Origin of the sequence: Paraburkholderia caffeinilytica (assembly GCF_003368325.1) — a bacterium.
Lineage (GTDB): Bacteria > Pseudomonadota > Gammaproteobacteria > Burkholderiales > Burkholderiaceae > Paraburkholderia > Paraburkholderia caffeinilytica.
The window spans coordinates 1,130,611-1,151,368 of sequence record NZ_CP031467.1 but is presented as its reverse complement, the minus strand read 5'-3'; the positions used below and the strand labels follow the sequence as shown (position 1 = coordinate 1,151,368).

At 61.6% G+C, this 20,758-nt stretch carries 18 protein-coding genes; 17 read left to right on the top strand and 1 reads right to left on the bottom strand.

From position 1 onward, the window contains the following. Positions 1–29: 29 nt before the first annotated feature. The gene (gene ompA / locus DSC91_RS21130) at positions 30–680 is read right to left on the bottom strand and encodes an outer membrane protein OmpA (protein WP_115780708.1); all 651 of its coding nucleotides are present in this window, start codon (positions 678–680) and stop codon (positions 30–32) included. 498 nt (positions 681–1,178) lie between these two features. On the opposite strand from ompA, the gene gyrA reads away from it, so the two are divergent. The 17 genes from gyrA (at position 1,179) to cysM (ending at position 20,713) form a co-directional block, all read left to right on the top strand. Next, entirely contained in the window at positions 1,179–3,815 is a 2,637-nt protein-coding gene (gene gyrA, locus DSC91_RS21125) for a DNA gyrase subunit A (protein WP_115780707.1), read from the top strand. 123 nt (positions 3,816–3,938) lie between these two features. Continuing rightward, positions 3,939–4,547, top strand: a complete 609-nt coding sequence (locus DSC91_RS21120) for a DUF2059 domain-containing protein (protein ID WP_115780706.1) — start codon at positions 3,939–3,941, stop codon at positions 4,545–4,547. A 341-nt stretch (positions 4,548–4,888) separates the two neighbouring features. Continuing rightward, a complete protein-coding gene (gene serC, locus DSC91_RS21115; protein WP_115780705.1) occupies positions 4,889–5,971 on the top strand; it encodes a 3-phosphoserine/phosphohydroxythreonine transaminase in 1,083 nt (360 codons plus the stop codon). A gap of 78 nt (positions 5,972–6,049) precedes the next feature. Further along, positions 6,050–7,132: a prephenate dehydratase gene (gene pheA, locus DSC91_RS21110; protein WP_115780704.1), complete on the top strand. Its 1,083-nt coding sequence runs from the start codon at positions 6,050–6,052 to the stop codon at positions 7,130–7,132. A gap of 81 nt (positions 7,133–7,213) precedes the next feature. Further along, positions 7,214–8,326: a histidinol-phosphate transaminase gene (gene hisC, locus DSC91_RS21105; protein WP_115780703.1), complete on the top strand. Its 1,113-nt coding sequence runs from the start codon at positions 7,214–7,216 to the stop codon at positions 8,324–8,326. A 51-nt stretch (positions 8,327–8,377) separates the two neighbouring features. After that, positions 8,378–9,328, top strand: a complete 951-nt coding sequence (locus tag DSC91_RS21100) for a prephenate dehydrogenase (protein ID WP_115780702.1) — start codon at positions 8,378–8,380, stop codon at positions 9,326–9,328. A gap of 18 nt (positions 9,329–9,346) precedes the next feature. After that, positions 9,347–10,651 (top strand): 3-phosphoshikimate 1-carboxyvinyltransferase, encoded by a 1,305-nt coding sequence (aroA, locus tag DSC91_RS21095; protein WP_115780701.1) that lies wholly within the window; start codon positions 9,347–9,349, stop codon positions 10,649–10,651. A 35-nt stretch (positions 10,652–10,686) separates the two neighbouring features. After that, complete coding sequence (gene cmk / locus DSC91_RS21090) at positions 10,687–11,373, top strand: (d)CMP kinase (RefSeq protein ID WP_115780700.1); 687 nt, start codon at positions 10,687–10,689, stop codon at positions 11,371–11,373. Positions 11,374–11,521: 148 nt separating this feature from the next. Continuing rightward, entirely contained in the window at positions 11,522–13,255 is a 1,734-nt protein-coding gene (rpsA, locus tag DSC91_RS21085) for a 30S ribosomal protein S1 (protein WP_028200080.1), read from the top strand. A 22-nt stretch (positions 13,256–13,277) separates the two neighbouring features. Beyond that, a complete protein-coding gene (locus DSC91_RS21080; RefSeq protein ID WP_028200079.1) occupies positions 13,278–13,604 on the top strand; it encodes an integration host factor subunit beta in 327 nt (108 codons plus the stop codon). 277 nt (positions 13,605–13,881) lie between these two features. Further along, positions 13,882–14,175 carry a LapA family protein gene (locus tag DSC91_RS21075; protein ID WP_115780699.1) on the top strand — a complete coding sequence of 98 codons (294 nt, stop codon included), beginning with the start codon at positions 13,882–13,884 and terminating at the stop codon, positions 14,173–14,175. 69 nt (positions 14,176–14,244) lie between these two features. Further along, the gene (lapB, locus tag DSC91_RS21070) at positions 14,245–15,420 is read left to right on the top strand and encodes a lipopolysaccharide assembly protein LapB (protein ID WP_115780698.1); all 1,176 of its coding nucleotides are present in this window, start codon (positions 14,245–14,247) and stop codon (positions 15,418–15,420) included. 126 nt (positions 15,421–15,546) lie between these two features. Beyond that, entirely contained in the window at positions 15,547–16,962 is a 1,416-nt protein-coding gene (locus DSC91_RS21065) for a UDP-glucose dehydrogenase family protein (RefSeq protein ID WP_115780697.1), read from the top strand. Continuing rightward, entirely contained in the window at positions 16,916–17,923 is a 1,008-nt protein-coding gene (gene rfaE1 / locus DSC91_RS21060; RefSeq protein ID WP_115780696.1) for a D-glycero-beta-D-manno-heptose-7-phosphate kinase, read from the top strand. Before DSC91_RS21065 ends, rfaE1 begins: the two co-directional genes overlap by 47 nt. A gap of 98 nt (positions 17,924–18,021) precedes the next feature. Continuing rightward, positions 18,022–19,014 carry an ADP-glyceromanno-heptose 6-epimerase gene (rfaD, locus tag DSC91_RS21055; protein WP_115780695.1) on the top strand — a complete coding sequence of 331 codons (993 nt, stop codon included), beginning with the start codon at positions 18,022–18,024 and terminating at the stop codon, positions 19,012–19,014. Positions 19,015–19,091: 77 nt separating this feature from the next. Next, positions 19,092–19,475 (top strand): ComEA family DNA-binding protein, encoded by a 384-nt coding sequence (locus DSC91_RS21050; protein WP_115780694.1) that lies wholly within the window; start codon positions 19,092–19,094, stop codon positions 19,473–19,475. Positions 19,476–19,810: 335 nt separating this feature from the next. Beyond that, the gene (gene cysM, locus DSC91_RS21045) at positions 19,811–20,713 is read left to right on the top strand and encodes a cysteine synthase CysM (protein WP_007180896.1); all 903 of its coding nucleotides are present in this window, start codon (positions 19,811–19,813) and stop codon (positions 20,711–20,713) included. The last annotated feature ends 45 nt before the right edge of the window (positions 20,714–20,758 follow it).

The following is a 20,758-nucleotide window of genomic DNA, read 5'->3' as shown; positions in this document are numbered from 1 at the left end:
GGGGCTTTGATACTGCGGTAATTTGTAGCTTACTGCTTCGAAGTACCGACAACTTCGACTTCCACGCGGCGATCCGGTGCGAGGCAGGCGACGAGTTGCTTGTGGTTCTTCTGGTTGCAACCGGTCGTGACCGGGTTGCGCTTGCCCTTGCCTTCCGTATAGATACGGTTGGATTCGATGCCCTTGCTCACCAGGTATGCCTTGACAGCTTGAGCGCGGCGCAGCGACAGACGGTCGTTGTACTTGTCCGAACCGATACGGTCCGTGTAACCCGTTGCAACGATGACTTCCAGGTTCAGCGAACCGACCTTCGATGCCAGATCGTCCAGCTTTTCCTTGCCAGCCGGCTTCAGGATAGCCTTGTCGAAGTCGAACAGAGCGTCAGCTTGATACGTAATCTTTTGGCTCGTGATAGCCGGTGCAGCAGGTGCGACCGGAGCCGGCGGGGTCGGAGCCTGGGCAACCAGGGCGCCATCGCACTTAGCATTGGCCGTTGCCGGCGTCCAGAATGCATCGCGCCAGCAAAGCTCGTTCGTGCCGTTCATCCACACGTATTCGCCGGTACCATTCACCCAGTTGTCGTTCGTGGCTTGTCGCGACGCCGGCACCGATTGCGCCATGGCGGATGCAGCCATAACTGCGGTAGCTGCAATGAACGCGAGCTTTGAAAGTTTATTCATATTTCTCCTCTCGAAATTGAGATTACCGCAGGTTTACTGCGAGCCTGTTGACGAAGACAAGTCATACATTGCTCGAAGTATAACATCGGTGTAGAACAAAAAACGTGCTGTGTAGACTTCGAGCAGTGTCTAACTCTTTGTGCGTTGGCATTTTGCCATATCGTTCCCTTCCAACGATAAAAAAATCTGCCCCCGATCAAATCACCCTCCAATTGTGGTGCATGCGCAACAGAAGCAATCGGCTGCAGGCACCGCCAGTCATGGCTGAGCGGCGGATTGCCCCACGCACGAATCGAGCCTGCCCCGACTCGGCGATGGGGCGTTCAGGCGCCGTTCCCGGTTGCCTGCTAATAGGTATACGTACCCCAGTCGGGGGCGGATGCACGGCATGTTAGAATCGCGTGATGCGTTGCGCCTGCAATGCTTACGCGAAGGCGCGGCGAGTTGGGCTTCAAGCGAGCTTCACGCCGTCGCCTTGGCACGTAAAAGATACGGATAATGGATCAATTCGCCAAAGAGACTCTGCCAATCTCCCTAGAGGAGGAAATGCGCCGTTCGTATCTCGATTACGCGATGAGCGTGATCGTGGGGCGTGCGCTTCCCGATGTTCGCGATGGCCTGAAGCCGGTGCACCGGCGTGTGCTGTACGCGATGCACGAACTGAATAACGACTGGAACCGGGCTTACAAGAAGTCGGCGCGTATTGTCGGCGACGTCATCGGTAAATATCACCCGCACGGCGACACGGCTGTCTACGACACGATTGTCCGGATGGCGCAGGATTTCTCGCTGCGCTACATGCTGGTGGACGGTCAGGGCAACTTCGGTTCGGTCGACGGCGACAACGCCGCGGCGATGCGGTACACCGAAATCCGCATGGCGAAGATCGGCCACGAACTGCTGGCCGACATCGACAAGGAAACCGTCGACTTCACGCCGAACTACGACGGCAGCGAAAACGAGCCGGCCATCCTGCCGGCGCGCATTCCCAATCTGCTGATCAATGGCTCGTCCGGTATTGCGGTCGGCATGGCGACCAACATCCCGCCGCACAACCTCAACGAGGTTGTCGACGCATGTCAGCACCTGCTGAAAAATCCGGAAGCCACGATCGAGGAGCTGATCGAGATCATCCCGGCGCCTGATTTCCCCACCGCCGGCATCATCTACGGCGTGGCCGGCGTTCGCGACGGTTATCGCACCGGCCGCGGCCGGGTGGTGATGCGCGCGCTCACGCACTTCGAGGAAATCGACCGCGGCCAGCGCATGTCGATCATCGTCGACGAATTGCCGTACCAGGTGAACAAGCGCTCACTTCTGGAGCGCATCGCCGAGCTGGTCAACGAAAAGAAGCTCGAAGGCATCTCCGACATCCGCGACGAATCCGACAAGAGCGGCATGCGCGTCGTGATCGAGCTGAAGCGCGGCGAAGTGCCGGAAGTGGTGCTCAACAATCTGTATAAGGCGACCCAGCTTCAGGACACCTTCGGCATGAACATGGTCGCGCTTGTCGACGGCCAGCCGAAGTTGCTGAACCTGAAGGAAATGCTGTCGTGCTTCCTGTCGCATCGCCGGGAAGTGCTGACGCGGCGCACTGTATACGAACTGCGCAAGGCCCGCGAACGCGGTCACGTGCTCGAAGGCCTGGCGGTCGCGCTCGCCAACATCGACGAGTTCATCGCGATCATCAAGGCCGCGCCGACTCCGCCGATCGCCAAGCAGGAATTGATGGCGCGTCCGTGGGATTCGTCGCTGGTGCGCGAAATGTTGTCGCGCGCCGAGACGGAAAACGCGTCGGCCGGTGGCCGCGAGGCGTATCGTCCGGAGGGGTTGAACCCGTCCTTCGGTATGCAGTCCGACGGCCTCTATCGCTTGTCCGACACCCAGGCTCAGGAAATCCTGCAGATGCGTCTGCAACGCCTGACGGGTCTCGAGCAGGACAAGATCATCGGCGAGTACCGCGAAGTGATGGCGCAAATCGCCGACCTGCTGGACATTCTGGCTCGCCCGGAACGCATTACGGCGATCATCGTCGACGAACTGACGTCGATCAAGGCCGAATTCGGCGACGCGCGCCGCTCGAAGATCGAGCTGAACGCAACCGAGCTGAACACCGAAGATCTGATCACGCCGCAGGAAATGGTCGTGACCATGTCGCACGCCGGCTACGTGAAATCGCAGCCGCTGTCCGAATATAGTGCGCAGAAACGGGGTGGTCGCGGCAAACAGGCCACGGCGATGAAAGAAGACGACTGGATCGACACGTTGTTCATCGCGAACACGCACGATCACATTCTGTGCTTCTCGAATCGCGGTCGCGTCTATAGCGTGAAGGTCTACGAAGTGCCGCAAGGTTCGCGGAACTCGCGCGGCCGTCCGATCGTCAATATCTTCCCGCTTCAGGACGGCGAGAAGATTACGGTTGTCTTGCCGGTCAAGGAATTCTCGGCTGACAAATTCGTCTTTATGGGCACCGCGTTAGGGACCGTAAAAAAGACGCCGTTGGAAGCCTTCGGCCGCGTGTTGCGCAAGGGTATTATTGCGGTCGGTCTGGATGACGGCGACTACCTGATCGGTGCCGCGATTACAGACGGCCAGCATGACGTGATGCTGTTCTCGGATTCGGGCAAGGCAGTGCGCTTCGACGAGAACGACGTCCGTCCCATGGGCCGTGAGGCACGTGGTGTGCGCGGCATGCAACTCGAAGACGGCCAGAGCGTGATCGCGCTGCTGGTGGCGGGCGACGAGCAGCAGTCGGTGCTGACCGCAACCGAAAACGGCTACGGCAAGCGCACGCTGATCACCGAGTACACGCGTCACGGGCGCGGCACGAAGGGGATGATCGCGATCCAGACGTCGGAGCGTAACGGCAAGGTCGTCGCGGCCACGCTGGTGGATCAGGAAGCGCAGATCATGCTGATCACCAATACGGGCGTGCTGATCCGTACCCGCGTATCGGAAATTCGGGAAATGGGGCGCGCAACCCAAGGTGTTACACTCATCAGCCTTGACGAAGGGACCAAGCTTTCAGGTCTGCAACAGGTTGCTGAGGCGGAAGCAGATATCGATGCGGAAGGCGACACCGAGGGTCCTGCCGAAGGCAACAACGGCGGTGAAGACGGTGGCGCTGCCTGATTCGCGTCGGCGGCTTTCAGTCTCAGTTATTGGTTGAAAGCTGCGCAGGGAACCATGGCGTGTCGGGCCGATACGCATCCCGCGCAGCTTGCAGTTCAAGTTAATTTCTCTTAGGGAGTAATGATGCAAAAACGATTCAAACAACTGATGTTGCTGGCTGCTCTCGTGCCGACCTTCGCTATGGCTCAAGCGCTTCAGAGCTCGGCCCCGGCGGCTCCGGCTCCGGCTGCTGCCGCTGCACCGGTTGATCCGGCCAAGCAGGCTGCAATCAAGGACCTGCTGGACGCAATCGACGCGCAGAAGCTCGTCGGCGCGATCGGCAACAGCGCCCAGATGCAAGCCAAGCAGCTGGTTCCGGCTATCCTGTCGGACGCCCTGAGCGAAAACAAGACGATGACGGACAAGCAGAAGCAGGCTTCCGTCCCGACGCTGCAAAAGAACGCAGTGCCGAAGCTGGTTGACGGCGCAGGCCAGGTGTTCGCAACGGACAGCTTCCGCCAGGACGCAATGCAAGCTCAGTACGACGCTTACGCGAAGTACTACAGCACGTCGGAAATCAAGGATCTGACCGCGTTCTACAAGAGCCCGACCGGCCGCAAGTTCATCCAGGTGCAAGACCAGGTTGGCCGCGACGTCGTGAATGGCTTGATGCAAAAGTACATGCCGCAATCGATCAAGGCAACGCGCGACCAGGCTGACAAGGAAGTCGCTTCGGTCAAGCCGGCCAAGTAAGCTGGTTAAATGAGTTGGCTAAGTAGGCCAGCGAGTTGAGCCAAAAGGTCGAAAGGCCACGCTGACATCGCGTTGGCTGCCGCTCGGCAAGCCATATGGCTTGCCGGGTTTGGCGGGTTAGCGGTGACAATGCGATAATGGCCGTTTGCGCACACGCGCAGACGGCCATTTTCTTTTTGGGCGCGAAATTGTTGTCAAACGCGTGTTGTCAAACGCGTGTCGTTCAACTCGCGTTGTCGAGTTCGCGTCGTTAGCTTTGCAGCGGCTGCCTTCGTGGTTGCCAACTTCGCCGATATTGCGCGATCTGTTCGTTTTTTTGCGCCAGCTTCCAGGATCTCACGATGCGCGTCTTTAATTTCTCCGCCGGCCCGGCTGCCATGCCCGAAGAAGTGCTGCGTCAAGCAGCCGACGAGATGCTCGATTGGCGGGGCAGTGGCATGAGCGTGATGGAAATGAGCCATCGCGGCAAAGAATTCATGTCGATCCACGAGGAAGCGCTCCTCGATCTGCGCGAGTTGCTCGAGGTGCCGGCCAGCCATCGGATTTTGTTCCTGCAAGGCGGTGGCCTGGGCGAGAACGCGATCGTGCCGATGAATCTGATGGGCGCAAAACCGCGTGCGGACTTCGTTGTGACCGGTTCGTGGTCGCAGAAGTCGTTCAAGGAAGCGCAAAAGTACGGCACGGCGCACCTCGCGGCCAGCGGTCAGACGGACGACGGCTTCACGCGCGCGCCGGCTCGCTCGGAATGGCGGCTGTCGGACGATCCGGCGTACGTGCATCTGTGCACCAACGAAACCATCCACGGCGTCGAGACGTTCGAGATTCCCGACCTCGGCGATATTCCGCTAGTGGCGGACGCCTCGTCGCACATCCTGTCGCGCCCGATGGACATCGCCAAATATGGCGTGCTGTTCGGCGGCGCGCAGAAGAACATCGGCATGGCGGGTGTGACGGTCGTGATCGTGCGCGAAGACATGCTGGATCGTGCGCAGCCGGTCTGCCCGTCGGCGTTCGAATGGCGAACCGTCGCCGAGAACAATTCGATGTACAACACGCCGCCTACGTACGCGATCTACATCGCAGGGCTGGTGTTCAAGTGGTTGAAGAAGCAGGGTGGCCTCGCCGCGATGGAAGCGCGTAATCTCGAAAAATCGAAGCTGTTGTACGACGCGATCGATTCGAGCAGCTTCTATCTGAACAAGGTCGAGCGTGGCTCGCGCTCGCGGATGAACGTACCGTTTTTCCTCGCCGACGAGTCGCGCAACGAAGATTTCCTGGCCGGCGCGAAAGCGCGGGGAATGGTGCAGCTAAAGGGCCACAAGTCCGTCGGCGGCATGCGGGCGTCGATTTATAACGCTGTCCCGCTCGAAGGCGTCAAAGCGCTTGTCGAATACATGAAGGAATTCGAACAGCGCAGCGCCTGATCGTTCCAGACATTCAGGCGCGCGTATTCTTTCCAGCACGCATTTGTGCAGCAGCTACCGGCAGGGCCGTTTTCACGCATGGACGACGAACTCAATACCCGACTCAAACCCCTTCGCGAACGCATCGACGCGCTCGACGCGCAACTGATCGCGCTTCTCAACCAGCGCGCCGCGGTGGCGCTCGAAGTGGGCGAGGTCAAGAAGCATTTCAATGCACCGGTGTTCCGCCCCGAGCGCGAGCAGCAGGTGATCGCGCGCCTGCAGGATATGAGCGAGGGCCCGCTGGCCAGCGAACATATCAGCGCGATCTGGCGCGAGATCATGGCCGCGAGCCGTGCGCTCGAGAAGACCATCAAGGCCGCGTATCTAGGCCCGGTTGGAACATATAGCGAACAGGCCATGCACGAGTACTTCGGTCAGTCGATCGAAGGTTTGCCGTGCCCGTCGATCGACGAAGTATTTCGCTCGGTCGAAGCGGGTGCAGCCGAATTCGGCGTCGTGCCGGTCGAGAATTCGACTGAAGGCGCGGTATCGCGCACGCTCGATCTGCTGTTGCAAACCCAGCTCACGATCGGCGGCGAACTGGCTTTACCGATTCACCATAATCTCCTGACGCTGAACGGCGGCCTCACCGGCGTGACGCGGGTGTGCGCGCACGCGCAGGCGCTCGCCCAGTGCCAGCGCTGGCTCGCGACCAACGCGCCGCATCTCGAGCGCCAGGCGGTGTCGAGCAACGCCGAAGCCGCGCGCATGGCGGCGGAAGATCCGACAGTCGCGGCCATCGCCGGCGACCGCGCCGCCACACACTACGGTCTGCAGGTCGCGTACGCTCTGATCCAGGACGATCCGCATAACCGCACGCGTTTCGTGATGATCGGCAAACAGCCGGCTGGCCCGAGCGGCTACGACCAGACTTCGCTGATCGTCTCCGTGGTGAACGAACCGGGTGCGATGGTCAAGCTGTTGGAACCGCTCGCGCGCCATAGCGTCTCGATGACCCGTTTCGAATCGCGCCCGGCGCGCGTTGGCACGTGGGAGTACTACTTTTACATCGATATCGAAGGCCATCGCGACGATCCTGCGGTTGCCGCCGCACTCGCCGAACTCGGCCAGAAGGCCGCGTTCCTGAAGATACTCGGCTCGTATCCGCGCGCCCGCTAAGGTCCGTCGAGACGCGCTCGTGCCGTGCGAACGCGCCTGTTGCGTATTCACTCACTACTAATTAGTCGTTCGGAGATTTTCATGACAACGTCCTTCGGTCCTTCCTATGTGCGCGCGATCGCGCCTTACATCGCCGGCAAGCCGATTTCGGAAGTGGCCCGCGAGTTCGGTCTCGACGAAGCGACCATCGTGAAGCTCGCGTCGAACGAAAATCCGCTCGGCATGCCGGAATCGGCGCAACGCGCGATGGCGCAAGCGGCCAGCGAACTCGGTCGTTATCCGGACGCGAATGCATTCGAACTGAAGGCGGCGCTGAGCGAACGCTATGGCGTGCCGGCCGACTGGGTCACGCTTGGCAACGGCAGTAACGACATTCTCGAAATTGCCGCGCATGCGTTCGTCGAGAAGGGCCAGTCGATCGTCTACGCGCAGTACTCGTTCGCGGTCTACGCGCTCGCCACGCAAGGCGTGGGTGCTCGTTCGATCGTCGTACCGGCCGTCAAGTACGGCCATGACCTCGACGCGATGCTCGCCGCGATCACGGACGACACCCGCCTGATCTTCGTCGCGAACCCGAATAATCCGACCGGCACGTTCATCGAAGGCGCGAAGCTCGAAGCGTTTCTCGACAAGGTGCCGCGCACCGTGGTCGTCGTGCTCGACGAGGCTTACACGGAATATCTGCCGGAAGAAAAGCGCTACGATTCGATCGCGTGGGTGCGTCGTTATCCGAATCTGCTGGTCTCGCGCACATTCTCGAAGGCGTTTGGCCTGGCTGGCCTGCGTGTCGGCTTCGCGATCGCGCAGCCTGAGTTGACCGATCTGCTGAACCGTCTGCGTCAGCCGTTCAACGTGAATACGCTGGCACAAGCCGCGGCGATCGCGGCGCTGAATGACAAGGCGTTTCTGGAAAAGAGCGCGGCCCTGAATGCCCAAGGCTATCGTCTTTTGACCGAAGCGTTCGACAGGCTCGGCCTCGAGTACGTACCGTCGGACGGCAATTTCGTGCTGGTACGCGTCGGCAACGACGACGCAGCCGGCAACCGCGTCAATCTTGCTTTGCTGAAGCAGGGTGTGATCGTTCGTCCGGTCGGCAACTACGGTTTGCCGCAATGGCTGCGCATCACGATCGGCCTGCCGGAAGAAAACGAAGCGTTCCTCGCGGCGCTCGAAAAGACGCTCGCTGCCGCGTAAGCGGTTGACCTTGACCCGCGCGCCTCACGTCATGAAAGGCGCGCTTTTTCTGTGACCGACGTGGCCGCGTTTTCATTTAACAAGCTGGTGATTTTCGGTGTCGGCCTGATCGGCGGATCGCTCGCTCGCGCGTTGCGTGAACGGGGCGAGCGAGGTGAGGCGACAGGCGTGCGAACCGTGGTTGGCGTCGGGCGTTCGTCTGCGTCGATGGCGCGCGCGCTTGAGTTGGGCGTGGTCGATGAAACCGCGGCGTTGGGTGACGACGTCGCGTTGCGTGCTGCGCTGTCCGGCGCCGATTTCGTGCTGCTTGCCGCGCCGGTCGCGCAGACACAGCCGTTGCTCGAACGCATCGCACCCTTTCTCGACGCAGGCACGATCGTCACCGATGCCGGCAGCACCAAGTCCGACGTGGTGGCTTCCGCGCGCGCGGCGCTCGGCGCGCGCATCGGTCAGTTCGTGCCGGGGCATCCGATCGCCGGTCGTGAGGCGAGCGGCCCGGATGCGGCGTTGCCCGATCTGTACGTGAACCGCAACGTCGTGCTGTGTCCGCTGCCAGAGAATGCACCGGAAGCCGTCGAACGGGTTGCCGCGATGTGGCGTGCCACCGGCGCCTGTGTGCGGGAAATGACGCCTGAGCAGCATGACCGCGTGCTCGCATCGGTCAGCCATTTGCCGCACGTTCTGTCGTTCGCGCTGGTCGAGCAGATTCTCAGTTCGCCCGACGCCGCGCTGAAATTCTCGTTCGCCGCCGGCGGCTTCCGCGACTTCACGCGCATCGCCGCGTCGAGCCCGGAAATGTGGCGCGACGTGTGCGTGGCGAATCGTGCGGCGCTGCTCGACGAACTGGACGCCTACACGGCGGTGCTCGCGCGTTTGCGTGCGGCGATCGAAGCCGGCGACGGCGCCGCGCTCGAAGCCGTGTTCACGCGCTCGCGCGTGGCGCGCAGCGAATGGCAGGAACAGCGCACTGCAGGGGCCGCCCTCGGCGACGCCTCGAAATAACCGGAACTGGACTCAACCATGGAATTCCTCGATCTCGGACCATTTTCTCGTGCGTCCGGCACGGTTCGTTTGCCTGGCTCGAAAAGCATTTCGAATCGCGTGCTGCTGCTCGCGGCGCTCGCCGAAGGCGAAACGACGATCACGAACCTGCTCGACTCCGACGACACCCGCGTGATGCTCGACGCGCTCGAAAAGCTCGGTGTGCGGCTGAAGCGCGAGGGCGACACCTGTGTCGTGACCGGCACGCGCGGCGCATTCACGGCACGCACAGCCGACCTGTTCCTCGGCAACGCCGGCACGGCGGTGCGTCCGCTGACCGCGGCGCTCGCGGTGAACGGCGGCAACTATCGTATTCACGGCGTGCCCCGCATGCACGAGCGGCCGATCGGCGACCTGGTCGACGGCTTGCGGCAAATTGGCGCGAAAGTCGACTACGAAGAGAATGAAGGCTATCCGCCGCTGCGGATTCGCCCGGCGCAAATCACGGCTGAAGCGCCGATCCGCGTGCGTGGCGACGTGTCGAGCCAGTTCCTGACTTCGCTGCTGATGACGTTGCCGCTGTTGCGCACGGGAAGCGGCGTGAGCATCGTGCAGGTGGACGGCGAGCTGATCTCGAAGCCGTACATCGAGATCACGATCAAGCTGATGGAGCGCTTCGGCATCAAGGTCGAACGCCATGAATGGCACCGGTTCGTCGTGCCGGCGGGGCAGCGCTATCAATCGCCGGGCACCATCATGGTGGAAGGCGACGCGTCCTCGGCGTCGTATTTCCTCGCGGCCGGCGCGCTCGGCGGCGGCCCGTTGCGGGTGGAAGGCGTGGGCCGCTCCAGCATCCAGGGTGACGTCGGCTTCGCCGATGCACTCATCAAGATGGGCGCGAACCTGCAGATGGGCGACGACTGGATCGAAGTGCGCGGGGTCGGCAACGACCACGGCAAGCTCGATCCGATCGACATGGACTTCAACCTGATTCCCGACGCGGCGATGACGATCGCCGTCGCCGCGCTATTCGCGGACGGCACGACCACGCTGCGCAACATCGCCAGCTGGCGCGTCAAGGAAACCGACCGGATCGCCGCGATGGCCGCCGAGCTGCGCAAGGTCGGCGCGAAGGTGCAGGAGGGCGAGGATTTCCTCGTCGTGACTCCGCCTGAAAAACTGATTCCGAATGCCTCGATCGACACCTACGACGATCACCGCATGGCGATGTGTTTCTCGCTCGTGAGCCTGGGCGGCGTGCCGATCCGGATCAACGACCCGAAGTGCGTCGGCAAGACGTTCCCTGACTATTTCGAGCGCTTCACCGCGCTCGCTCAACCCTGATTCGCTCACGAATCGACTGACGTGCGACTTTTTCGATGAAACCGATCCGTCCCTTTCACCAAACGCCCGTCATTACGATCGACGGCCCCAGCGCCTCCGGCAAGGGCACGGTGGCTGCGCTGGTTGCCGCGAATCTCGGCTTCCATTTGCTGGACAGTGGCGCGCTGTACCGCCTCGCCGCACTCGCCAGCATGCGCTACAACATCGTGGCGGATGACGTCGACGCGCTTGTAAAACTGATCGACGACCTGCACATCACCTTTCGCGAGGGGCTGGCGCAGCTCGACGGCGCCGATGTATCCGCCGACATTCGTGCCGAGGAAGTCGGCAGCCGTGCCTCGGCGATTGCCGTGCACGCGCCCGTGCGAGCCGCGCTGGTGGCCCGTCAGCGGGCTTTCCGCAAGGAGCCGGGGCTGGTCGCCGACGGCCGCGATATGGGCACGGTGATCTTCCAGGATGCCGTACTGAAGGTGTTCATGACCGCCAGTGTCGAGGCCCGCGCGGCGCGTCGGCATAAGCAATTGATCCAAAAAGGATTTTCTGCTAATATAGATGACTTGCTCCGGGATTTGCGTGAGCGCGACGAGCGTGACAGTCAGCGCGCGGCCGCGCCGCTCAGGCCCGCAGCGGATGCAAAGCTGCTCGATACTTCCGCATTGTCGGTCGACCAGGCGGTCGAACAGGTGGTGCAGTGGTATGGAGCATGGGTCCCGCATGCCTGATGTTCAGGCCGTGGGCGCAGTAGAAGTAGTGTTGTCAGTAGGTGCTCCGCGTGTGTCGTGGAGCGTGTATTAACCCCTTAACCCCGCATGGCATTCGCACTCTTGCCGAAGTTGCTGACCATCCGGCCAGCCGGGCACCGTGAGAACCATGCAAATTTTGATTTTTATGTCCGACCTGCAAACTTCCAACCCGAATACCGAATCTTTTGCGGCTCTGTTCGAAGAGTCGCTGACCAAGCAAGACATGCGCGCCGGCGAAGTGATTTCCGCCGAAGTCGTGCGTGTTGACCACAACTTCGTGGTCGTCAACGCTGGTCTCAAGTCCGAAGCCTACATCCCGCTCGAAGAGTTCCTGAACGACGCGGGCGAGGTAGAAGTGCAGGCGGGCGACTTCGTTTCCGTCGCGATCGACGCGCTGGAAAACGGCTATGGCGACACGATCCTGTCGCGCGACAAGGCGAAGCGTCTGGCTTCGTGGCTGTCGCTGGAAAAGGCTCTCGACAACAACGAACTCGTGACCGGCACGATCACGGGCAAGGTCAAGGGCGGCATGACCGTCATGGTCAACGGCATCCGCGCGTTCCTGCCGGGTTCGCTGGTTGACACGCGTCCGGTCAAGGACACGACCCCGTACGAAGGCAAGACGCTGGAATTCCGCGTCATCAAGCTCGACCGCAAGCGTAACAACGTCGTGTTGTCGCGCCGTGCCGTGATCGAAGCGACCCAGGGCGAAGAGCGCGCAAAGCTGCTCGAAACGCTGAAGGAAGGCGCGATCGTGGAAGGCGTGGTGAAGAACATCACGGATTACGGCGCGTTCGTGGACCTCGGCGGCATCGACGGCCTGCTGCACATCACCGACATCGCATGGCGTCGTGTGCGTCACCCGAGCGAAGTGCTGTCGGTTGGCCAGGAAGTCACCGCGAAGATCCTCAAGTTCGATCAAGAGAAGAACCGCGTTTCGCTGGGCATCAAGCAACTGGGCGACGATCCGTGGGAAGGCATCTCGCGCCGTTACCCGTCGGGCACGCGCCTGTTCGGTAAGGTCACCAACATCACCGACTACGGCGCATTCGTCGAAGTCGAATCGGGCATCGAAGGCCTGGTTCACGTGTCGGAAATGGACTGGACGAACAAGAACGTTGCACCGTCGAAGGTTGTTCAGCTGGGCGACGAAGTCGAAGTCATGGTTCTCGAAATCGACGAAGACCGCCGCCGTATCAGCCTCGGCATGAAGCAATGCAAGCCGAACCCGTGGGACGACTTCAGCCGCAACTTCAAGAAGGGCGACAAGCTGCAAGGCGCAATCAAGTCGATCACCGACTTCGGCGTCTTTATCGGTCTGCCGGGCGGCATCGACGGTCTGGTTCACCTGTCGGACCTGTCGTGGAGCGAAACGGGCGAAGAAGCGGTTCGCAAGTACAAGAAGGGCGATGAAGTGGAAGCCATCGTTCTCGGCATCGACGTCGAGAAGGAACGCATTTCGCTGGGTATCAAGCAGCTCGAAGGCGACCCGTTCAGCAACTTCGTTGCAATGAACGACAAGGGTTCGATCGTCGACGGCGTGGTCAAGACGGTAGACGCGAAGGGCGCTGTGGTTCAGCTGTCGGCGGAAGTCGAAGGCTACCTGCGTGCTTCGGAAATCGCACAAGACCGCGTGGAAGATGCTCGCAACGTGCTGAAGGAAGGCGACAAGGTCAACGCGATGATCATCAACATCGATCGCAAGTCGCGTGGTATCAACCTGTCGGTCAAGGCCAAGGATTCGGCTGAGCAACAGGAAGCGATCCGCGGCCTGGCTTCGTCGGATTCGAGCTCGGCTGCCACCGGCACGACGAACCTTGGCGCGCTGCTGAAAGCCAAGCTTGACGGCCAGAACCAGTAAAGCCTGAGAGGTCTGCTGCAGTATGACCAAATCGGAATTGGTCGCCCAGCTGGCTACGCGATTTCCGCAGCTTGTACTTAAAGATGCGGATTTCGCGGTGAAGACGATGCTCGATGCGATGTCGGAGGCGCTTGCCAACGGTCATCGCATTGAAATTCGCGGCTTCGGCAGCTTCGGCCTTAATCGTCGTCCCTCCCGCGTCGGGCGTAATCCGAAGTCGGGCGAGAAGGTGCTGGTACCTGAGAAGTACGTGCCGCACTTCAAGCCTGGCAAGGAGTTGCGCGAGCGGGTAGACCGACGTTCGGGCGAACCGCTGAAGGCCGATGAGCCGGATGACGACGACCTGTAAATGCTTCGCTGTGAGTTCGCAGCGTGGCATTGGTAGCGTCAGCGGCCAAAGCCAGACGGCAAAAGACCAGAAAAAGCGCCTTCGGGCGCTTTTTTTTCGTCCGGCGCACGCGTCCGCTCGCGGCAAGATAAACCGTGCGTAAGTCCGCTATCAGCCAGTTCCTGCCCAGCCGCGAGGGCATCCATTACAATACGGGTCACTTCGGCGCGGGCAACACCGTGGCGCGACGCGTCATCAAGCCGGCGTCACCCCGCAACTGCCGTCAAGAGACCTATTCATGAAATTTATCGTCTGGCTGATCCGTGTGCTGGTGTTCGTGCTCCTACTGGTGCTCGCACTTTCCAATACACAACCTGCTACGCTGAATTTCCTCGCTGGCTACGCGTGGTCGGCGCCTTTGATTCTGATCGGCCTAGCGTTCTTCGTGGTGGGGCTGCTGGCCGGGTTGGTGTCGTCGATGCCGGGCATGGTGCGCCTGCGCATGGAGAATGGCCGGCTCAAGCGCGAGTTGCGTGCGGCGCGCGAAACCCCTGTGGTGGTCGAACAACCGCCCATGCCGCCGCTGATCTAAGTTGTCTTCTGCCGCGCTTCTGAAGCGCGGCTTCCCGCTTCCGTTTTCCCGCACATTTGCATTAATCGCATGGATCTAGACTTCTGGTGGCTGCTTGTCATACCCGTCGCTTTTGCGTTCGGCTGGATGGCCGCGCGCTACGACCTCAAGACGCTGCTGTCCGAAAGCGCCAACCTGCCGCGTTCGTATTTCCGCGGCCTGAATTTCCTGCTCAATGAGCAGCCCGACCAGGCGATCGACGCGTTTATCGAAGTCGTCAAACTCGACCCGGAAACGGTCGAATTGCACTTCGCGCTGGGTAATCTGTTCCGCCGCCGCGGTGAGACGGACCGCGCGATTCGCGTCCACCAGAACCTGCTGGGCCGTACCGATCTGCCCGTCACCGAGCGCGATCACGCGCTGTTCGAACTGGGCCAGGACTTTCTGAAGGCCGGTTTGCTCGATCGCGCCGAGGAAACCTTCCGCCTGCTCGAAACCGGCAATTACGCGTTGGGCGCGCAGCGCGCGCTGCTCACCATCTATCAGATCGAGAAAGACTGGGTTAAGTCGATCGATATCGCGCGCCATCTGGAAACAATGGGCGCCGAATCGCTCGACAAGGAAATCGCGCAGTTTCATTGCGAGCTCGCTCAGGAAGCGCTTCAGCAGAAAAACGCGGATGAGGCGCGCCGCCAGCTGGGTTTTGCGTTAAAGGCTAACCCAACCAACGTGCGCGCCACGATCCTGTTCGGCGACGTTGACGCGACGGCCGGCTCGCACGAGGCGGCCATCGCGCAATGGCGGCGTGTCGAGGAGCAGAATTCCGCCTATCTGCCGCTCGTCGCTGAAAAGCTGATGAAGGCCTATGAGGCGCTCGGCCGTCCGCAGGATGGCGCCGACCTGCTCATCACGTGGGTAGACCGCTATCCGTCGAACGATCTGCTCGACGTGACCTATCAGCACATTGCGGCGGTGCGTGGGCCCAACGCCGCGCATGCGCTGGCGCGCTCGCAGATGCAGAAGTCGCCGAATCTGGCGGGCATGACGCGTCTCCTGGAAGCGCAGCAAGCCGTCGCGGAAGAGCCGCGGAAGAGCGAGCTCGAACTGATGCGTACGCTGATTCGCCAGCGCACCAAAAATCTGCCACGGTATACGTGCCAGAATTGTGGCTTCAGGGCGCGGCTGTTCTACTGGCAGTGCCCGGGTTGCAGCGGTTGGGAAACCTATGCGCCGCGTCGCGTCGAACCGATCACGGCGTCGAGCTGATAGCGAATGCAATCCCATAGCCGCGCCGCAACAACGGCGGCCCGTCAGGCGGATTAGGCCGGGCGGGAACATGACGGCCTTGTTCACTACGAGAAACCCTCACCGGAACCCTCTACCGGAAAGCGTATGAAAATCACCATTATCGGCACGGGCTATGTTGGCCTCGTCACCGGCGCGTGCCTCGCCGAAATCGGCCACGACGTCTTCTGTCTCGACGTTGATCCGCGCAAGATCGAAATCCTCAACAACGGCGGCGTGCCGATCCACGAGCCGGGTTTGCTGGAGATCATCAACCGTACGCGTGCGGCTCGCCGCATCACGTTTTCGACGGATATCGAAGCGAGCGTGGCGCACGGCGAGGTGCAGTTTATCGCGGTCGGCACGCCGCCCGACGAAGACGGCTCCGCCGATCTGCAATACGTGCTTGAAGCGGCGCGCAACATCGGCCGTACGATGAACGGCTTCAAGGTGATCGTCGACAAGTCGACGGTGCCGGTCGGCACAGCGCAACGTGTGCGCGCGGTGGTCGAAGAGGAACTGGCCAAACGCGGTCTCGCCAATAGCGAACAGCACCGTTTCTCGGTGGTGTCGAACCCTGAGTTCCTGAAGGAAGGCGCGGCGGTCGACGACTTCATGCGTCCCGATCGCATCGTGCTCGGCAGCGACGAAGACGAAGCCGGCCTGCGCGCGCGCGAGCTGATGAAGCGTCTCTACGCGCCGTTCAACCGCAATCACGAGCGCACGCTGTACATGGATGTGCGCTCGGCCGAGTTCACGAAATACGCTGCCAATGCGATGCTCGCCACGCGCATCTCGTTCATGAACGAGATGTCGAATCTGGCGGACCGGGTCGGCGCGGATATCGAAGCGGTGCGTCGCGGCATCGGTTCGGACCCGCGCATCGGCTATCACTTCCTGTATGCCGGCGCTGGCTACGGCGGCTCGTGCTTCCCGAAGGACGTGCAGGCGCTGATCCGCACCGCGGCCGAAACCGGCCACAATCTGCGCATCCTCGAAGCCGTCGAGGAAGTGAACTACAAGCAGAAAGACGTGCTGGTGCACAAAATCACGAACAAGCTCGGTGAAGATCTGAGCGGCCGCACGTTCGCCGTGTGGGGTCTGGCATTCAAGCCGAATACCGACGACATGCGCGAGGCGCCGAGCCGTCGCGTGATCGCCGAATTGCTGGCACGTGGCGCCCAGGTTCGCGCGTACGATCCGGTCGCGGTGGCCGAAGCGCGCCGCGTGTTCGCCATCGATCTGCACGACGTACCGGACCAGCTCGCGCGCCTCACGTTCACAAGCACCCAGGACGAAACGCTCACCGGGGCCGATGCGCTGGTCGTCGTCACCGAATGGAAGGAATTCAAGAGCCCGGACTTCCTGCACCTGAAATCGGTGTTGAAGTCACCGCTGATTTTCGACGGCCGCAATCTGTACGAGCCGGACGCGATGACCGAACTCGGCATCGACTATCACTCGATCGGACGACCTTATGCCCAGCCCTCTGAATTTCCGGCCGATGTCTCCAGCAATGCCTGAGGCCGCGCAATCCACGCCCGCGTCGGCCCTTACCGAGGTGCCGCGCGAACGTCTCGGTGCGGCGCGCGTGCTGGTGGTCGGCGACGTGATGCTCGATCGCTACTGGTTCGGCGACGTGAACCGCATTTCGCCGGAAGCGCCGGTGCCGGTCGTACACGTGCAGCGCCAGGAAGACCGTCTCGGCGGCGCGGCGAACGTGGCGCGCAACGCGGTTGCGCTCGGTGCGCAGGCGGGTTTGCTGTGCGTGGTCGGTCATGACGAACCCGGCGAGCGCATCGTGCAACTGCTCGCAGAAAGCGGCGTGGCGCCGCATCTGGAGCGCGATCCGGATTTGCTCACCACCATCAAGCTGCGTGTGCTGTCGCGTCAGCAGCAGCTGTTGCGCGTCGACTTCGAAAACTCGCCGGCGCACGAAGTGCTGCTCGCGGGTCTCGCGCGTTTCGACGACCTGCTGCCGTCGCACGACGTGATCCTGATGTCCGATTACGCGAAGGGTGGCCTCACGCACGTCACGCAGATGATCGCCAAGGCGCATGCGGCGGGCAAGCCGGTGCTGGTCGATCCGAAGGGCGACGACTGGGAGCGCTATCGCGGCGCCACGCTGATCACGCCGAATCGAGCCGAGTTGCGCGAGGTGGTCGGACAGTGGAAATCCGAAGAGGATCTGATCGCGCGCGTGACGAAACTGCGCACCGATCTCGAGTTCAGGGCGCTGCTGCTGACGCGTTCGGAAGAGGGCATGACGCTCTTCGCCGACGACGGCATCCTGCATACTTCGGCCGTCGCGCGTGAAGTGTATGATGTGTCGGGCGCGGGCGACACCGTGATCGCCACGCTCGCCGCCATGCTCGGCGCGGGTCTTACGCTGGTCGAGGCGGTCGGGCTCGCGAATCGCGCGGCCGGCATCGTGGTCGGCAAGCTCGGCACCGCCACCGTCACCTACGACGAACTCTTTCTTTAATGCGGCCCGCCGGGTTCCCTGTTTTGTGCGCTTCAGTTTCAGCCGCACACGAGAGCAACCCGCGAGGCCTCAACTGAGCTCTTTACCGCAGGATCATCATGACCCTCATCGTCACCGGCGCAGCCGGTTTCATCGGCAGCAATCTCGTGAAGGCGCTCAATGAGCGCGGTGAACAACGCATCATCGCGGTCGACAATCTCACGCGCGCGGACAAGTTCAAGAATCTGGTCGACTGCGAGATCGACGACTATCTCGACAAGACCGAATTCGTCGAACGCTTCAAGCGGGGCGACTTCGGCAAAGTGCGCGCGATTTTCCACGAAGGCGCCTGCTCGGACACGATGGAAACCGATGGCCGCTACATGATGGACAACAACTTCCGCTTTAGCCGTGAAGTGCTCGACGTCTGTCTCGCGCAGAACATCCAGTTTCTGTATGCGTCCTCGGCGGCCACGTATGGCGGCTCGAGCCGTTTTGTCGAAGAGCGCGAAGTCGAGCAACCGCTGAACGTGTACGGCTATTCGAAGTTCCTGTTCGACCAGGTGATTCGCCGCGTGCTGCCCACCGCGAAGAGCCAGATTGCCGGCTTCCGTTATTTCAACGTGTACGGGCCGCGTGAGACGCACAAGGCGCGCATGGCGTCGGTGGCGTTTCACAACTTCAACCAGTTCCGCGCGGAAGGCAAAGTCAAGCTGTTCGGCGAATACAACGGTTACGCCGCCGGCGAGCAGACACGTGACTTCGTCTCCGTCGAAGACGTGGTCAAGGTGAATCTGTTCTTCTTCGACAATCCGGGCAAGTCGGGCATCTTCAATCTGGGCAGTGGCCGCGCGCAGCCGTTCAACGACATCGCGAGCACGGTGGTCAACACGCTGCGCACGTTGAACAACGAGCCGCCGTTGTCACTCGCGGATCAGGTGCAGCGCGGGCTGATCGAATACGTTCCGTTCCCCGATGCCTTGCGCGGCAAATACCAGTGCTTCACGCAAGCCGACCAGACGAAGCTGCGTGCCGCAGGTTACGACGCGCCGTTCCTGAGCGTGCAGGAAGGTGTCGACCGCTACGTACGTTGGCTATTCGGCCAGGTGTAAATCTTTCGGATACCTCTTTAAACTGGAATCTCCCGGTTGGTGATGGTCGCCAACCGGTTGTACGAGGGAGATTCCATATGTTTCGAAAAATTCTGGTTACCGCGGCGATGCTCGCCGCTTTCGGCCACGCGTATGCGGCGGTCGACGTTAACACGGCTAACGAGGATGCGCTGCGTGGCATCAAGGGCATCGGTCCTGCCAAAGCGAAAGCCATTCTCGAAGAGCGTTCAGCGCATGGTCCGTTCAAGGACCCGGCCGATCTCGGCAAGCGCGTCAAAGGCATGGGCGGGCATACCGTCGAGCGCCTGCAGGCGGAGGGTCTCGCTGTCGGTCCGGCTGGCGCGGCTGCTAACACGCAGGCTGCGGCGTCTGCACAGACCAAGGGCACGCCCGCTGCGGGCAATGGCGCCAACGCGGCCGCTACCCAAAAGAGCAATGCCACGGTGGCGGTGAAGAAATAACCTGACGCGGGCCGTGCGCGCGAGGCGGGTCACCTCTTTCGCGCCCGGTCCGTCACCGTCTTTCCCCTTCATGGTCGGAGTGGTTCAGAACACTCCTTCAGCTGTCATGCGGATGACTGGCTCCCGCGGTTCTCAGCCGCGGGCTTTTTGCGTTGCCTCGATGCGGGTTGTGCCCGGCTTTCTGTACGGCCTTTCGCGTTGCGAATGGGCACCATGTGCGCCTGTCGGTCAGCGCTTGCATCCATGCGGTGAGCAGGGCCGAACGGCAGCCGCGCGCACGGTGGTTTAGAATCGATAGATTGAAGACTCCGCGCATCGACAGCACCAGACCCGATATGGCTTACAAAACGATTGAAGACACGATCGGCAATACGCCGCTCGTGCAACTCGTCCGCCTCCCTGACGACGAGATCCGCAGCCGCAACAATGTGATCCTCGCGAAGCTCGAGGGCAACAATCCTGCGGGTTCGGTGAAGGACCGCCCGGCGCTGTCGATGATCAAGAAAGCTGAAGCACGCGGGCGTATCAAGCCGGGCGACACGCTGATCGAATCGACCAGCGGCAACACCGGTATCGCATTGGCCATGGCCGCTGCCATCCGCGGCTACAAGATGGTGCTGATCATGCCGGAAGACCTGTCGGTGGAGCGCCGTCAGAGCATGGCCGCCTATGGCGCGCAAATTGTGCTGACGCCGGTGACGGGCGGAATGGAATACGCACGCGATCTGGCCGAACAGATGCAGCGCGAAGGCAAGGGCATCATCCTCGATCAGTTCGCGAATCCGGACAATCCGGCCGCGCACGTCGAAGGCACTGGCCCGGAAATCTGGCGCGACACCGAAGGGCGCATCACGCACTTCGTCTCGTCGATGGGCACGACCGGCACGATCATGGGCGTGTCCACCTATCTGAAGGAACAGAACCAGGCAATCGAGATCATCGGCGCGCAGCCGGAAGAGGGTTCGCGCATTCCGGGCATCCGCAAATGGCCGGAAGCCTATTTGCCGAAGATTTTCGATCGTAGCCGCGTGGACCGCGTCGAGAACGTGAGCCAGGCCGCGGCCGAGGCGATGGCGCGGCGCATGGCCTCGGTCGAAGGGATCTTCGCCGGTATTTCATCGGGCGGGGCTTGCGAGGTGGCGCTGCGCGTCGCGCGCCAGGTCGAGAATGCGACGATCGTGTTTATCGTCTGCGATCGGGGTGACCGGTATCTGTCGACGGGTGTGTTCCCGGCTTGATTGCGCTGCGGCGCATTGAGTGGCCCTCGGATCGAGTTGACCAAT